Raw genomic sequence first — 16165 nt, 5'->3', positions numbered from 1 at the left:
ACTGGATCATCGATGACACCGGATTTCCCAAGAAGGGTACGCATTCGGTCGGTGTGGCTCGCCAGTACTGTGGCGTGCTCGGCAAGCAGGATAATTGTCAGGTCGCGGTGAGCGTGTCGTTGGCCAGCGCTCAAGCCAGTGAGCCGTCAATGCCGATACAAAGCCAATCGATCCAAGCAGCCATCACCTCAAAGCCGCTGAATCCCCGGCTCGCGGCACTCACCAACCCACTTGCTGGCCGACGCAGCTCCCGCATCATCATTGGCGTGCTGGCGAATCTCCACGATCGTCTGCCAGTTACGCGCGCACAATGGCCCCTGCTTGGAACCCAACGTCCACGACTGATGGGCGAGTTTTTCCGCCAGCTGGAAATCACCCATGTAGATGGCGACTTCGGCGCGATCCTGCAACACATCAGGTGCATCCGGGTTGCGCTTGAGCGCTATATCAAGTTTGGCGGCAGCGGCCTGGTAGTTGCCGTTGCGCTCATCTTGTTTTGCTGCGTCCTGCAAGGTGGCGATGCCCGGATCGGCCAGCGGATGCACGTTGATGACGGACTTATCGCGCTCTCCGGCGGCGCGGATTTCTTCCACCATCGCGACCGAGGATTTGCCCGGCGGCGGCTTGGGTGCTTCGGGCGCGGGCTGGGCGCAGGCGGCGAGCAAGATGCCCGCCATGACGACGGGCACTACTGGGCTACGGAGGCGACGTGAACGGTACGGCATGGTCTGCTTGGCTATTGCTGGCTGGCGGTGGGGGTCGGCGATTCGGTGGCAGGCTGGGGAGCACTCTGGCCGCCGCCGAACAGATTACCGACTTTTTGCCAGAAACACCCTTCAGAATCCGTGGATAGACTGCCCGCAATGATCGGCACCTCCTTGGCGCCGGAACAAGCCGGATCACTGCGCCGGCCATCGGCCGGGTTGATCCAGGCCATTTCCAGACCATCACCCGCCGTAGCAGGCAGCGGTACGGTAGGCAGTTTGCGGAACAATTCCTGCCACGCACGCAGCGCGCCGGTGGAACCCCACAGATGGCTGGGCTTGTTGTCGTCGCGGCCCATCCAGAACACCGCCAGGCGATCGCCGGTAAAGCCGGCAAACCAGCTGTCGCGCAAATCGTTGCTGGTGCCGGTCTTGCCTGCGGTATGCAGATAGGCCAGATTGGATTTGGCCAGCGAACTCGCCGTGCCGTACGTGGCTACTTGTTGCATCGCCCAGGTCACCAGGCGCACGGCGGGTTGGTATTCGCCCTTGCCGCTTTCCACTTCATAACGCTTGATGGTGTGGCCATGGCTGTCGACCACGCCGCTCACCGCCAACAGCGGCAGCGCGTGGCCGTCGGAGGCGATGTACTGATACAGCTGCGTGACCTGGATCGGCGCCAGATCGACCGCGCCGATCAACAACGAAGGACCAGGTTGCACATTGGTAAGGCCAAACGAATCGAGAAACGCCTTGATACGCGGCAAGCCCACTTCCAATCCCAAGTGAATGGTGGCGAGGTTCCACGAATTGGCCAGCGCATCCACCATCGGCACCATGCCGTGGCTCTGGTTGTCGTCGTTGTGCGGCGTCCACCAGCTGCCGTCGGGCTGCTTCATGCTGACCGGCGAATCATCCAGTTGCGTAGCGAGATTCCAGCGCTCCGGATTGGTCAGCGCCACCAGATAGACAAACGGCTTGATGGTAGAACCGATCGGCCTGCGTGCATCCAACGCACGATTGAAACCTTGGTCGCCAGGAATTTTGCTGCCGACGACGGCCAGCACGCTACCGGTTTTGGAATCGGTGACAACGGCCGCGCTCTGCGTGTCTTCGCCGCGCTTGCCAAGCCCGTTGATCGCACTGTCGATCGCCTGCTCGGTATACAGCTGCGTGGCCGGATCCAGCGTGGTGAAGATCGACAGATTGCCTTGCTTGAGCGTGTCTTCGTCGAAGTCGTTGGTGATCTGCTGGCGCACCAGTTCCATGAAGGCCGGGAAGCGGTTATGCGGCAACTGGCCATCCGGAATCACGCCCAACGGTGTCGCCTTGGCCGCACGCGCCTGTTCTGCCGACAACAGCCCGGTGGTGACGAACGTATCCAGCACCAGATTGCGTCGCGCCAGCGCACGATCCGGATAACGACGCGGATCGAGCTGGCTGGGGCCTTTCACCAGGCCAACCAGCATGGCGATTTCCTGCGGACGCAAAAATTCCAGCCGACGCCCGAAATAGAACTGCGATGCCGCCGCAAAACCATGCACCGCCTGGTCGCCCTGCTGGCCGAGGAACACTTCGTTGATGTATGCCTCGAGAATGCGCGCCTTGCTGTAGTGCATCTCCAGCAGGATCGACATCAGCGCTTCGTTCAACTTGCGCCCCATGGTCTGTTCGCGGTTGAGGAACAGATTGCGCACCAGCTGCTGCGTCAGCGTGGACGCGCCTTGCACGGTATGACCAGCGCGCAAATCGGCAAACGCGGCGCGCAGGATGGCGGTGAAATCGACGCCGATGTGATGCTTGAAGTCGCGGTCTTCCACTGCTTGCAAACCGGCGATCAGCAACGGCGGCAGATCATTCAATTGCACGTAGGTGCGATCTTCCTGCTTGGCACCGTAGACGGTGGCGATGCGTGCCGGGTCGAGATGCGTTTCGCTGAGCGCCTTGCCGGAAGCCACATCGGTAACGGACTGCACCATGCCGTTGCCCAGCGCAACGCGAATATGCTTGGGCAGTTCGCCACCGTCGGGTCCGGCGTAACCGCGCGAGGAAATCAGATAGGTGCTGCCCTTCTTCGCCCAGCTGCCGGGTACGTCGCCGTGGCCGTCATTGGCGTAGCCGGAGAACGCGAGTTCCACTTCCAGCGTACCGGGCGTCATCGGCACGTAAGGTGCCAGCCGCAATGGCTGCGAATAGACGCGCGTGGGTACGGCAAAGACCAGATCACTGAAACGGTCCTGCACGCGCTTGTTGAGGATCAGCGAATACGGCAGCAGGAAACCGAAGAGCAGGCCCGTGCAAATCCAGAAGGGAATGCGCACCCACGGCCAGCATGCGCTTGCGATCGAACGGAGTCGGCTGAGAAATTCCAACGGGGTGGTTTCCAGGGCAGGAGGCCGGATCGGCAGTGTCCGAGATCATAGGGCTCGGCACCCGGCGGCGGGATGAATGCAGGCCTGCCAGAGATGGCGTAGCTGGGGCATTTCGGGGATTTGCGCAGGCAATGTAGGTTGGGGTGAGGCGCAGCCGAACCCCAACATGGCCTGCATGCCATCCGGCAATGTTGGGGTTCGCGTGCCGCTCACCCCAACCTACAACGCCAGCAGTCCGCATCCGGACGGAACGGCCGTGGCTGCACGCCGAGCAAGCGCGTCATTTCCGTGTTGTCGGCCACCAGGTCTGCCTCCAGGCGGCTCAAGGGGCCGCGCAGCCCGGCGATGCTGCGGCGAGCCAACCCCAACAACCACGCCGGCAGCGGCAGTGGCAGCGTATCGACGGGCAAACTGTGTCGCACGCGTGCAAACAGCTCGCCTACCGTGAGCTGTTCGCCGCCGCCAATGGCCAGAATCTTTCCGGCCGACGCTGGCTTATCCAACGCTGCAAGGGCTGCGTGAGCCAGATCCTGCGCATGCACCGGCTGGCGCATACCGCTGGCCGCCGGTAGCGGGAACACCTTCAGCCGCATCGCGCGCTGGGCAATCGGCGTAAGGCTTTTATCCATGCCCGCACCATAGATAAGCGTGGGCCGCAGCACGGTCCAGGCGCTGCCGTGCCGGGCGCAGGCTTCGGCCAGTGCTGTCTCGCTGTCTCGAATCAATTGAGAGAGATCGCGTTCGACGGAGACTTCCGATACACGCTTGCTTTCCGCACTCATCGAACTGACCGCGATCACGCGAGGCGCGTGCGGCAACGTCGCCGTACTCAACCATTTCGCAAACCAGTTCAGCGGGCCAAAGCTGACAATTGCCGAGACGTCATCCACCTTGGGCACGGCATCCGGCAACTGGCCGCTCAGCCACGTCACACCGTCGGTTGCTGCATGTGACGTGCGGCTCACTGCCACCACCGGCTCATCACGCGCGGCTAGCAATGGCAGCAGGTACTGGCCGATCTGGCTGCTACCGCCAAAAACCAATACCGTCATCGATTACCCTGCATGCGCGCCGTGATTTCCCGTATGCGCGGATCGTCTGGCTGCAGTTGACGTCCTTGCTCCAACGACCCGGTCGCGTTGTCGCGATCGCCGCTTTCCAATTGTTGTTCGGCCTGATCGAACCATGCATTCGCCAACCGCTGGCGCGAAATGGCGATGGCCGCATCGCCCGGTTCGAGATTGCTGAGCGCATCGAGCAGGCTGTTGGCTTTCTTGAGGCTGCCACTGCGCAAAGCATTGTTGAATTGCTGCTGCACTTCGCCAGGCAATGCCTGCAAGCCGGCCAAGGCTTGCTGGTTATTGCCGTCGATAGCCAGTGCACCGCGGTAAAGGTCGTATGCGCAATTGCCGGGCGGCGTCATGATGTCGCCGCGCGCAGCAGCCTGTTTGGCGCGGCTCACCATATCGGCCACCTGGATTTCCTGCTGGCCAGTAAGTTGTGCGACGGGAAGTGGCGCATTGTCGTCTTGCGAAGGTGCTGCTTGCTGCGCGCTTGCCGTGGCTTTGTTGCCGGATGGCGGTACCACCGGTGGCACGGGCGGCTGCCCCAAGCGCGCACGCGCCGCGATCAAGTCCGCCGAACCGGGAGCAAGCGCGTCGGCCTGGTCCAGCAACTGCCGCGCATGATCGGCATCGCCCGCATCGATCGCCGCATTGGCTTGCACAACCAAGGCTTGCGCTACCTGGCCGAGCCCGGCTTTGGCCTGCGCGTTGTTGGGATCGATCGCCAGCGCCGCTTTGAAATGCGCCAGCGCGGTGTCGTTGCCGTCGCCGTCGATGCGTCCCGCGCGCAAGGCATCGTTGCCCTGGTTGATGGCATCGGTGAGCGCGCTATTGGCCTGCGCCTGCAACGCGGAAAGCGATGCACGCAAAGTAGGCAGCTGCGCATAGTTGGGCAGCACGGCAGCGAGACGATCGATGCCGGCGGAAGCGGTGGCAACGTCGTTCGCACTCAACGCCTTTTGAATTTGCGCCGCCATCGCATCGCCAACCTGGTCCATGCCGTGCCGCGCGACTGCGTTATCCGGCTCAGCGGCCAGCACGCGTTGATAAAGCGCGGCAGCACCGTCCGGACCATCGAGCTTGTTGTCGCTGAGTGCTTGTTGCGCCTGTGCGACCAGGGTATAGGTATTGCCGGATGACACCTGTGCCTTGGCGATAGCTTGCGTGAGGCGATCCACATCGCTGCCACCGCCAAGCAGTTCGCGTGCATTGGTCAACGCTTGCGAGGCGTCATCGATCTTGCCTGCCTGCAGTGCGGCGTCGGCGCGCGCGATTTCGGCGCGGCCGACGTCGTTGAGACCTTGGCGCGCAGCATCGTTGTCCGGTTCGAGTGCACGCGCCGCTTCAAACAGTTCGCGCGCGCTGGTGCCGTCGCTGCCATCCAGGTGCCCTTGCTGCAGGGCGACTTGTCCGCGATGCAAGACGTCATCGAAATCGGTACGCGGCACCAGATTGCGCAAGCGGCTCTCGTTGAACCACAGGCCACCGACCGCCGCGAGCAGTACGACGATCAATACGATCAGAAACCAGTTGGGCCTTTTATACGGACTTTTGACCCCCGAGCCACGGCGATACGCGGGCTCCACCTTGATCGGCGGCAGACCGTCATCGGGTGCAGGGACATGCGGCCGATCCAGCTGATCCAGGTTGCCCAGCTTCGGTTCGGTACGGCCATTGCCGTTGTTGCCCGGGTCGTTCAGGTCGCGGTTTCGGCTCATGGTTCGTGAACTAGCAGGTCAAGGCGTTCAGCTTAGCATTGGGTGGATGACAGGCGCTGGGCGTGAAAAGTTGCGTTCAGCTCTTCCCTCCCCGCCATGAGTGTGTAGGTTGGGGTGCGAACCCCAACATGGCCTTCTTCATGCTTCGCAATGTTGGGGTTCGCACCCCAACCTACCCAGCCCCGACTCTGCGCGCTTCCACCACGTTGGGCAGCGCCGCCAGCCGATCCAGCAAGGTGGACAGCTGCTCGAAATCCCGCACGCGCAGGGTGTAGCGCATTTCCACTTCGCCGGTGCGGGAAAACAGGCGGCTATTGGAGGCGAGGATGTTGATGTTGGCGTTGCTGATCACGCCTACCACATCCTTCTGCAGGCCTTTACGGTCGTAGCCGTTGAGCTGGATGGTGACTTCATAGGCCTGTGCGTTGGCCTGGCCCCAACTCACCTCGATCACCCGGTCCGGATCGCGCCGTGCCAGCCGTGCCAGGCTGGCGCAGTTCGCGCGATGCACCGATACGCCCTTGGTCCGGGTGATGAAGCCAAGCACCGGATCACCCGGCAATGGCTGGCAACACTTGGCCAGCACGGTGAGTAGATTCCCCACACCTTCGATGGTGATGGCGCTGTGATCGAACACGGTGTGGCGCACCGCGGGCGGCGGCGTGGCGGGAATCGGATCGGCGGGCTGTTGTGATTCCTGCAGCACGCGCGCCACCTGGCCGGTGCTGATTTCGCCCAGTGCCAGCGCGACCAGCAATTCGTCCTGGGTCTGCAGATGGAACAGCGTCGGCAGCTTGGCGAGGTCGACATCCGGCAACGCCAGGCGTTTCAATTCGCGCTCCAGCAACGCGCGGCCTGCAGCGAGATTGGCCTCGTGCGCGCTGCGCCGGAACCACGCGCGCACCTTGTCGCGCGCGCGGCTGGTATGCAGGTAGCCGTGATGCGCCGAGAGCCAATCGCGCCGCGGCTCGCCGATCTTGGTGGTGAGAATCTCCACGCGATCGCCGCTGTGCGGCTGATAGGTCAGCGGCACGATGCGTCCGTTGACCTTGGCGCCGCGACAGCGATGGCCCACTTCGGTGTGCACGTGATACGCGAAGTCGAGCACCGTCGCGCCGTGCGGCATATCCACCACTTCGCCTTTGGGCGTCAGCACGTAGACACGATCTTCCAGCAGCTCGGTTTGCAGCTCGGCCGCCAGTTCGCCATCGTCGTTGCGCGGCTCCAGCAGCTTGCGCATCCAGGCGATCTTCGCCTCGAAATCCGCATCGCCGCTGCCGCCCTCCTTGTAGCGCCAATGCGCGGCCACGCCCAATTCGTTGGCGCGGTGCATGTCGTGCGTGCGGATCTGCACTTCCAATGTCTTGCCGTGCGGGCCGATCACCGCCGTATGCAGCGAGCGATAACCGTTGCTCTTCGGACGCGCGACGTAGTCATCGAATTCGCCGGGCAAATGCGGCCACAAGGCATGCACGATGCCGAGTGCGCCATAACAATCCGCGACGCTGTCCACCAGCACGCGCACGGCGCGGATGTCATACAGATCAGAGAACTCCAGCGCCTTGCGCTGCATCTTCTTCCAGATCGAGTAGATGTGTTTGGGACGCCCGGCAAGATCCGCCTTGATGCCGGCATTGCGCAGTGCTTCGCCCAGCTCGCTCAACGCATCGCGGATGAAATGCTCGCGATCGCTGCGGCGCTCGTCCAACAGCTTGGCGATTCGCTTGTACGTATCCGGCTGCAAATAACGGAACGCCAGATCTTCCAGCTCCCACTTCAGTTGCCAGATACCAAGACGGTTGGCGAGCGGCGCGTGGATGTCGCGTGTCAGCCGCGCCAGTTCCTGCCGTTCGTCTTCCGCCAGATTGGCGGCCGCGCGCATGCGGGCCAGTTGCCGCGACAGCAGAATGAACACCACGCGCACATCGCGGATGATCGCCAGCAGCAAACGGCGCAGACCTTCGGAACCACCCTGCGGCGGACGCTGCGCATGCAAGGCCCATACACGCTCCGCCGCCATCTGGCCGGCGACCAGGCGCTGCAACTCTTCCGGCAATCCAGCCGCTTGGCGTTCCCATACCAGCGAGTGCGCGCGCCCGATCTCGAACCACAATGCGGCCGCCTGGGTATGCGCATCGCAACCGAGCATGGCCAGGAGGTCCAGCACGTCGCCGCATTCGTGCTCGTTCACGCCGTTTTGCGCGCACACGGCCAGCGCATCGGCCAACAACGGCGGCAGCGTACCCGCCCGTGACTGCCACGCCGCCAAATGGCCCGCGGTTGAAGTGGCGTGAACCATGATCTACGGCAATGCCTCTGTAGGTTGGGTTAGCGCAGCGTAACCCAACACCAAGGGCTCGGACACGTCGATAGCTATGTCCAAAGCCCATGTAGGTTGGGGTGCGAACCCCAACGTCTGCCATGCGATCGGGATGGCGATGTTGGGGTTCGCACCCAACCTACGGGCGCAGGATTTCGAGCGCTTTGGTGAGACGCTTCACCGATACCGGCTCGGCCGTCTTCAGCTCTTGCGCGAACAACGATACCCGCCATTCCTCGATCAGCCAGCGCAGCTCGTCCAGGCCTTCATCGCCGGCAGCGCGATGCTTGAGGTATTCGCGCCAATACGGCAACACCTGCAGCATGCGTTGCTGATCCTTGGCCGGGTCCTGGCGCAGGCGTTCGGCGCGCAGGCGCATGGCTTTCAAGTAGCGGGGAAAATGAGCGAGCCGCGCCGTCGATAACTCGCGTAGAAAACCTGGCGCAAGCAACACGTCGAGCTGTTCACGCAAGTCGTCATAACTGGCGCGGGCAAAACCGATCAACGGCGGCTGCAGCCAGGGCTTCATATCGGCCTGCGCTTCGATGATCGGCTCGGCCAGCTTCAGGCGCCCCACGGCTGCCGCAAATAACTCACGTGCGACATGCGTGTGCAGTCTTTCGAACGCGGCGGCACTGCGCACGTTGAGATCGTGCGCGGCGAGCACATCGTTGAAACCGCCTTCGACCAAGTCTTCGCGCAAGCCATCCACATTACCGAGCGGCGTGTATTTGAGCGAAACCGGATTGGAAATCGGCAGGCGACGCCGCGCCTGCTTGACGTCGCTGGCGAGCGCATGGCGCAGCAAACGCTCCACACCCTTGAGGTGGGCGGCCCGCGCTTCGTCACGCCGTTCGAAGACGCGCAAGGCGACCGCCTCGCCAAGATCGACCAGCGCAGGAAAGGCGAGCAAGCCGCCTTCGGAGCGCACCTGCTCGGGAATCTCCTCGAAATCCCAACGGGTGACGTCCTCACGCGTGAGTTCGATGTCGGTCTTGCGCGAAAACGCCTCCCGCGCCTCTCCCTCCCATTGCTGGCGCAGTTGACTGAGGTCACGGCCGGCGGCCAGCGTGCGGCCTTGCTCATCATGCAGGCGGAAGCGCATGGCGAAATGCAGCGCAAGTTCAACCGGCGCGAAATCGCTGGCTTCAATCTCCACGCCGGTCGTACGGCGCAGGAACGCCGCCAGCACCTTGGCGATCGATTCATCGCGCGGCGCTTCCGCCTCGACGAATGCGCGCGCGAAATCCGGCGCAGGCACGAAATTGCGGCGCAGCGCTTTGGGCAAGCCGCGGATCAGCTCAGCCACTTTGTCGCCCAGCAAGCCAGGCACCAGCCATTCGCAGCGCGCGGCCGGCAAGGCGTTGAGCATCGCCAGCGGCAGATGCAGCGTGACGCCATCGGCCTCATCGCCCGGTACGAAGCGATATTCCAAACGGTACCGTTGCGGCGGGATATCGAGCGAAGCCGGAAAGGCTTTCGGATCAAGTCCGGCACCACCGACCATCACGTCGTCGATCGACCAGCGCAAGGCCGCTTGTTCGGCGGGGCGCGCATTGCGATACCACGCATCCAGCGCGCGCGAGCTGGCGATGTCTTCCGGCAGCTTGCCGCGGAAAAAATCCACCAGTTCGTTTTCATGGCGAATCAGGCCTTCGCGACGCTGGCGCGCTTCGATGCCGCGTGCATCTTCCAACACGCGCTGATTGGCGCGCACGAAATCGGCACGTGATTCGATATCGCAGCGGGCAAGTGCTTCGCGCAGGAATATCTCGTGGGCGAGTGCGGGGTCCTGTTTCTGAAATGTCACGGGACGGCGTTCGACCAGCACCAGCCCAAACAGGCTGACTTGCTCGTAGGCCACCACGGTGCCGCGCTTGCGCGACCAGTGTGCATCGCGGCAGGTGCTGCGCAACAGATGCGCGGCCTGCTGTTCGATCCATGGCGGCTCCACGCGGGCGCACATCATGCCCCACACGCGGCCACCGATATCGAGGATCTGCGCAGCGAACAGCCAGTTGGGTGGCGTCTTGGCGAGCGCGGAACCGGGGAAGACCTGGAAGCGGCGTTCGCGGGTACTGCGGTAGATGCCTTTTTCGTCCTTGTGGCCGGCTTGGGTGGGCAGGCCCGCCAGCATACTGCGATGGATCGCTTCGTAGTGATCGTCGGGACTCGGGAATCGGGAATCGGGACTCGGCAAAGCGGTATCCCGTGAACCCAAGGATGACTTGGCTGTTCCTTTGGCGCGCGCAGTGGCCCGCGTCTTTGCTTTTGACTCGAGTCCCGAGTCCCGAGTCCCGAGTCCCGCATCGTCCAACGCTAGCAACAACTGCCGATGCAGCTCGCGCCACTCGCGCATGCGCAGGAAGCTCAAGAAATGCCGTGAACACCAATCGCGCAATTTCGATTGCGTCAGCTCCTCATGCGCCTTGTCGTACTCGCGCCAAAGATTCAATACGCCAACAAAATCCGACTTGGGATCGGCAAACGCCGCGTGCGCCGCATCCGCCTGCTGGCGCGCATCGGCGGGACGCTCGCGCGGATCCTGGATGCTGAGGAAAGCCACCACCACCAGCAGCTCGCGCAGGCTGCCAAGCTTGTGCGCCTCGACCAGCATGCGCGCCAGTTGCACGTCGATCGGCAAACGGGCCAACGTGCGGCCAATATCCGTAAGCTGGCGCTTTTCGTCGATTGCGCTGATTTCGGCAAGACGGCGATAACCGTCCGCCACCACGCGCGGATCGGGCGCTTCAAGGAACGGAAATTCGTCCACCTCGCCCAATTGCAACGACAGCATGCGCAGGATCACATTGGCGAGCGAGGAGCGCAGCAGTTCCGGATCGGTATACGCCGCGCGCGAGGCGTAATCCGCTTCGTCATACAAGCGATAGCAGATCCCGGGACCGACGCGTCCGCAGCGTCCTTTGCGCTGATCGGCCGCCGCCTGCGACACCGGCTCCACGTGCAAGCGCTCAAGCTGGCTGCGCTGGCTGTAGCGCTTCACGCGTGCCGTGCCGGTATCGATCACGTAGCGGATGCGTGGCACGGTGAGCGAGGTTTCTGCCACGTTGGTGGCCAGCACCACGCGGCGTTTCGGTCCGGGCTTGAACACGCGGTCCTGATCGGTGGCGGACAGGCGCGCATACAACGGCAGAATTTCCGTTTCGCGATATTGCCGGCGTGACAGCAGCAAATGCGCATCGCGGATTTCGCGCTCGCCAGGCATGAACACCAGTACGTCGTTACGCGGATCGTCGTGGGTGATTTCATCCAGCACGGCGGCGACATGTTCGGCACTGCCCTGCTGCCATTCGCTGTTGCGCTGGTTGCGGCGCGCGGCCACGTCATCAACGGAACGCCAGCGCACTTCCACCGGATAGGTGCGCCCTTCCACCGAAATAACCGGCGCATTACCGAAGTGTTCGGCGAAGCGCGCCGTGTCGATGGTGGCGGAAGTGACGATGATCTTCAGCTCCGGCCGCCGGATGGCCAGCCGTTTCAGATAGCCGAGCAGGAAATCGATATTGAGGCTGCGTTCGTGCGCCTCGTCAATGATGAGCGTGTCGTAAGAAGAGAGCCAAGGATCGTTCTGCGTTTCCGCCAACAGGATGCCGTCGGTCATGAACTTGATCAGGCTCTGCTCGGAGACCTGGTCGGTAAAGCGCACCTGGAAACCGACCTTGTCGCCCACCTGCGTACCAAGTTCTTCCGCCACGCGGCGCGCGACCGAGCGCGCGGCCAGGCGGCGCGGCTGGGTGCAGCCGATCATGCCGGCTTCGCCACGACCTGCCGCCAGGCACAGCTTCGGCAGTTGCGTGGTTTTGCCCGAACCGGTTTCGCCCGCGATCACCACCACTTGATGCTCGCCAATCAGCTTGACGATCTCGTCGGCACGCGCGGTGATCGGCAATGCCTCGTCCAGGCGGATTTCCGGCTTGCTTTGCGCGCGCCGCTGCCGCCGCTCGGCCGAGGCGGCGATGTCGGCAGCCAGTGCCTCCAGCTTCTTCGCATCCGGACGACGCGACAGGCCACGCCAGCGGCCCAGCAATCGGCCGAAGTCGCGGCTGGAAACGTTGTCCAGCGACTTGCGTAGCGCGCGTAGCCGGCTGTCCGGGGAAGCGGAGGGAGTATCGGGTGTCGTATCGCTCATGGAGCCGTACATGATAGCCCGTATCTATCACTGGCATCTGCACAATTCATTTCCAGCGTGCTGCGCGCCTGGCTAAGCTCGAACGCAGATTCAATCGGTAAGGAGCGCACCATGGACACCAGCATTGGCATCGCCAAGCAGGATCGCGAAACCATCGCCACGCAACTTTCCAAGCTGCTGGCCGATACCTATTCGCTTTATCTGAAAACCCACAGCTTCCACTGGAACGTGACCGGCCCGCATTTCAACAGTCTGCACACCATGTTCGAAACCCAGTACAACGAACTGTGGCTGGCCGCGGACGAAGTGGCCGAGCGCATTCGCGTGCTGGACGTGTTCGCGCCCGGCTCCTACAGCCAGTTCGGCAAGCTCACCACCATCAAGGAAGAGTCCGGCGTGCCGGATTGGAAAGAAATGGTGGAGCAATTGGTCGCCGGGCACGAAACAGCCGCCGTGACAACGCGCGAGGTGATCGAGGCCGCCGACCAGGCCGGTGATGAAGGCACCATGGACATGGCGACCGGCCGCTTGAAGGCACATGAGAAGACGGCGTGGATGTTGCGTTCCCTGCTGAAGTAATCATCGCCGCGCATGCATTTCCGTTTGCGCGATGTACACGCGCAAAAGACGTTCGCCGTGCTTCGCAGAAACGGACGTCCAAACGCCGGTGAAACCATTCGCATGCGTTAAGAAAAGAGCATCAAACGGTTGCGTTAAGAAAAGAGCATCAAACGGTCGACCGTGCAGCAAGGGGGCGGATCGCGAGACACGCATCCGCCCCGCAACACAAGCAGGCCCGACTCCCGCTCCAAGCGCCGTATACCGAGGCTATGGTCCATGCGGGCGCCTCGGCCGATCAGGCCACCGACGTGTACTTGCCGACAAGGGCGCAGGGCCTCATACGACTCGCCGGCTCCTCTGCCCTGACCTTGGCCTGACCACCTCACCCGCAATTTATTGAGCCACCTACCGTGAATTGGTTAAGCTCCACAGGATTCACGCGCCTCCGAAGAGGTGAACTGCGGGGACTTTCTTGAGCGCCACACCCAATCCAACCAAAGCCGGCCCCTTTTCGATCATCGCAGCCATCCTGCTGGCGCTCGTGGTTGCCGCGTTGAACTTCGGTCTATGGTGGTGGGGCAATCTCCCGCACGGTCCGGAGGATTGGCATGGGCAGATCAACGGCTTTTCGGTCTCGCTGTTCCAGCGCTACCAGAATCCGTTCAACCAGAGCTATCCCAGCGACGACGAGATCGCCAGTGACCTGAAGCTGCTGCATCAGTACACCGGCCGCATCCGCGTCTATTCCACCCAGATCAATCCGCAGGTATTCCGCCTGGCTCAAAAAGAGGGGCTGAAGGTGATGGCCGGCGCGGAGATCGACACCCGCCTGGATAACAACGAGAAAGAGCTGGAATCGCTGATTGCCCTGGCGCGCCGCTATCCGGACACCATCGAGCGCGTGACCATCGGCAACGAGGTGCTGTTCCGCAACAACGTGCCCGTCGACAAGATGATCACGTATCTCGACCGGGCCCGTGCGCATATCCGCCAGCCGGTGTCGATCGCCGAACCGGACTACATCTGGCTGAAGTATCCGGAACTGGCCGATCACGTGGACTACATCACCATCCACCTGTTCCCGTTCTGGAACGGCGTGCCGGTGTCGAGCGACGTGCGCTATTCGGTCGCCGTGCAAGCAGCCGAAGGTGCTTACAGCGCCATCAAGCAGCGTTTCCCCAACAAGCACGTGGTGGTCGGCGAGATCGGCTGGCCCTCCAACGGTGACCACCGCGAGCGCGCTTATCCCTCCATCTCCAACGAAGCCATCTTCGACCGCGAATGGCTGATCTGGGCCAAGCACAACAACGTCGACTACTACCTCTTCGAAGCTTTCGACCAACCCTGGAAGGAAAACCTGGGCGAAGGCCGCACCGGCGCCTACTGGGGCGTGTTCAACGCCGATCGCCAGCTGAAATTCCCGTTCACCGGCCCGGTGATCGAAGACACCGGCTGGCCATGGAAAGCCTTGGCCGCCAGCCTGCTGGCGCTGGCGCCGATGATCTGGTTCGGCATCGGCTACCGCCGCTTCAAGCTGGTGGGCCGGTTGTTCTTCGACGTGTTGATTCAGCTGGCCTGCGGCCTGATCGTGTGGTCGGTGACGCTCCCGTTCAACTTCTACCTGAGCTGGGTGGACTGGAGCATGTTGGTGCTGCTGTTCCCCGCGCAGGTGGCGATCCTGGCGATCCTGCTGATCAACGGCTTCGAGTTCACGGAAGTGTTGTGGCGGCGTCAATGGGTGCGCCATGCCGCCCTGCTGCCGGCCGATCCGATCGAGAAGCAGCCGTTCGTTTCCATCCACCTGGCCTGCTACAACGAGCCGCCGGAGATGGTGATCATCACGCTCGATTCGCTCGCCGCGCTCAAGTATGAAAACTACGAAGTGCTGGTGATCGACAACAACACCAAGGACCCGGCGGTGTGGCAGCCGGTGCAGGAATATTGCGAGAAACTGGGCTCCAAGTTCCGCTTCTTCCATCTGGAACCGTGGCCGGGCTTCAAGGCCGGCGCCCTGAATTTCGGCCTGAAGGAAACCAATGCCAAGGCCGACGTGGTGGCGGTGATCGATGCCGACTACGTGGTGCGCGAGGATTGGCTGAGCACACTCACCGGTTACTTCCACGACCCGAAGGTCGCCGTGGTGCAGTGCCCGCAGGCGCACCGCGACTTCGAGCACAACCGTTTCCGCCGCATGACCGCGTGGGAATACGACGGCTTCTTCCGCATCGGCATGCATCACCGCAACGAGCGCAACGCCATCATCCAGCACGGCACCATGACCATGGTGCGCCGCTCGGCGCTGGAAGGCACCGGCGGCTGGTCGGAATGGACCATCTGCGAAGACGCCGAGCTTGGCTTGCGCCTGATGCATGCCGGCTACGAGCTGGTCTATGTCGATGAGCTGATGGGCAAGGGCCTCACCCCTGCCGACTTCAAGGCATACAAGAGCCAGCGCTACCGCTGGGCCTTCGGTGCCATGCAGATCCTGAAGGGCCGCTGGCAGTGGATGACCAAGAAAGGTCCGCTCAGCGGCGGCCAGCGCTTCCACTTTCTCACCGGCTGGTTCAGCTGGTTCGCTGACGCCCTGCACCTGATCTTCACCATGATGGCGATCTTCTGGACCGCCGGCATGGTCGGCCTGCCGCAGGTTTTCAGCCTGCCGATGCAGCTGTTCCTGGTGCCGATCATCGGCTTCTTCTTCGCCAAGGCCATCTTCGGTGTGGTGCTGTACCGCGCGCGCGTACCCTGCGGCTGGTACGACACCATCATGGCCTCGCTGGCCAGCATGAGCCTGAGCCATGCCATCGCGCGCGGCATTCTGCATGGCCTCACGCGCGAGAAAACCTCGTTCGTGGTCACCGCCAAGAGCCGCCGCCTGGGTGGCAGCAACTTCGCCGCCTTTACGCCGGTGCGCGAAGAAATGCTGATGTTCATTGCGCTCATGCTGTGCGTCATCGGCATGGCCAAGAGCACCGCTGCGCACTTCACCGAAGGCCAGTTGTGGATGTTCATCCTGGCCGCGCAGTCGATTCCGTATTTCTCGGCGCTGGTGGGTGCGTGGATTGCGCACAAGTCCGGTGACAAAGCCGGCTGACGTAGGTTGGGGTGCGAACCCCAACATTCCGATCCATGCAAGCATGGCGATGTTGGGGTTCGCACCCTGAATACTCATGTCGCCGCCTCCTGCGCTGGCGGTACGTTAGAAGCTCCTTCAGCTCAACGTCGTTCGCGACAGGAGGCAGCTATGTCACTTTACGCAGCTATCGATCTGCATTC

At 62.6% G+C, this 16165-nt stretch carries 8 protein-coding genes and 1 pseudogene; 3 read left to right on the top strand and 6 right to left on the bottom strand.

All coding sequences use genetic code 11. From position 1 onward, the window contains the following. Window positions 1-146, top strand: a pseudogene (locus tag VJR68_RS21925) (transposase); the annotation flags it as partial. Window positions 147-188: 42 nt separating this feature from the next. On the opposite strand, the gene VJR68_RS21920 reads toward VJR68_RS21925, so the two are convergent. The 6 genes from VJR68_RS21920 to hrpA form a co-directional block, all read right to left on the bottom strand. Beyond that, entirely contained in the window at window positions 189-677 is a 489-nt protein-coding gene (locus VJR68_RS21920; protein ID WP_324151052.1) for a tetratricopeptide repeat protein, read from the bottom strand. Between the two features lie 59 nt (window positions 678-736). Then, window positions 737-3076 carry a penicillin-binding protein 1B gene (gene mrcB, locus VJR68_RS21915; protein ID WP_324151050.1) on the bottom strand — a complete coding sequence of 780 codons (2340 nt, stop codon included), beginning with the start codon at window positions 3074-3076 and terminating at the stop codon, window positions 737-739. A gap of 209 nt (window positions 3077-3285) precedes the next feature. Next, window positions 3286-4128, bottom strand: coding sequence for an NAD-dependent epimerase/dehydratase family protein (locus VJR68_RS21910; RefSeq protein ID WP_324151048.1), 843 nt, complete (start codon window positions 4126-4128; stop codon window positions 3286-3288). After that, complete coding sequence (locus tag VJR68_RS21905; RefSeq protein WP_324151046.1) at window positions 4125-5858, bottom strand: hypothetical protein; 1734 nt, start codon at window positions 5856-5858, stop codon at window positions 4125-4127. The genes VJR68_RS21910 and VJR68_RS21905 overlap by 4 nt, the downstream gene beginning before the upstream one ends. A gap of 172 nt (window positions 5859-6030) precedes the next feature. After that, window positions 6031-8157, bottom strand: a complete 2127-nt coding sequence (locus tag VJR68_RS21900; protein WP_324151045.1) for a bifunctional (p)ppGpp synthetase/guanosine-3',5'-bis(diphosphate) 3'-pyrophosphohydrolase — start codon at window positions 8155-8157, stop codon at window positions 6031-6033. A 160-nt stretch (window positions 8158-8317) separates the two neighbouring features. Further along, on the bottom strand, window positions 8318-12328 hold the full coding sequence (gene hrpA, locus VJR68_RS21895; RefSeq protein ID WP_324151043.1) for an ATP-dependent RNA helicase HrpA: 4011 nt from the start codon (window positions 12326-12328) through the stop codon (window positions 8318-8320). Window positions 12329-12439: 111 nt separating this feature from the next. Here hrpA and VJR68_RS21890 point away from each other — a divergent pair, with 111 nt between their 5' ends. Together VJR68_RS21890 and VJR68_RS21885 are read left to right on the top strand one after the other, a co-directional pair. Beyond that, entirely contained in the window at window positions 12440-12907 is a 468-nt protein-coding gene (locus VJR68_RS21890; protein WP_324151042.1) for a Dps family protein, read from the top strand. Between the two features lie 454 nt (window positions 12908-13361). Beyond that, window positions 13362-15983 (top strand): glycosyltransferase family 2 protein, encoded by a 2622-nt coding sequence (locus VJR68_RS21885; RefSeq protein WP_324151040.1) that lies wholly within the window; start codon window positions 13362-13364, stop codon window positions 15981-15983. Window positions 15984-16165 lie beyond the last annotated feature (182 nt).

This window comes from Dyella sp., assembly GCF_035277725.1.
Lineage (GTDB): Bacteria > Pseudomonadota > Gammaproteobacteria > Xanthomonadales > Rhodanobacteraceae > Dyella_B.
This window is presented reverse-complemented; position numbering and strand designations above follow the sequence as displayed.

Coding starts and splice junctions, on each gene's coding strand:
- VJR68_RS21920 (WP_324151052.1), bottom strand. CDS start 677: ATGGCGGGCATCTTGCTCGCCGCCTGCGCCCAGCCCGCGCCCGAAGCA.
- VJR68_RS21910 (WP_324151048.1), bottom strand. CDS start 4,128: ATGACGGTATTGGTTTTTGGCGGTAGCAGCCAGATCGGCCAGTACCTG.
- VJR68_RS21905 (WP_324151046.1), bottom strand. CDS start 5,858: ATGAGCCGAAACCGCGACCTGAACGACCCGGGCAACAACGGCAATGGC.
- VJR68_RS21900 (WP_324151045.1), bottom strand. CDS start 8,157: ATGGTTCACGCCACTTCAACCGCGGGCCATTTGGCGGCGTGGCAGTCA.
- hrpA (WP_324151043.1), bottom strand. CDS start 12,328: ATGAGCGATACGACACCCGATACTCCCTCCGCTTCCCCGGACAGCCGG.
- VJR68_RS21890 (WP_324151042.1), top strand. CDS start 12,440: ATGGACACCAGCATTGGCATCGCCAAGCAGGATCGCGAAACCATCGCC.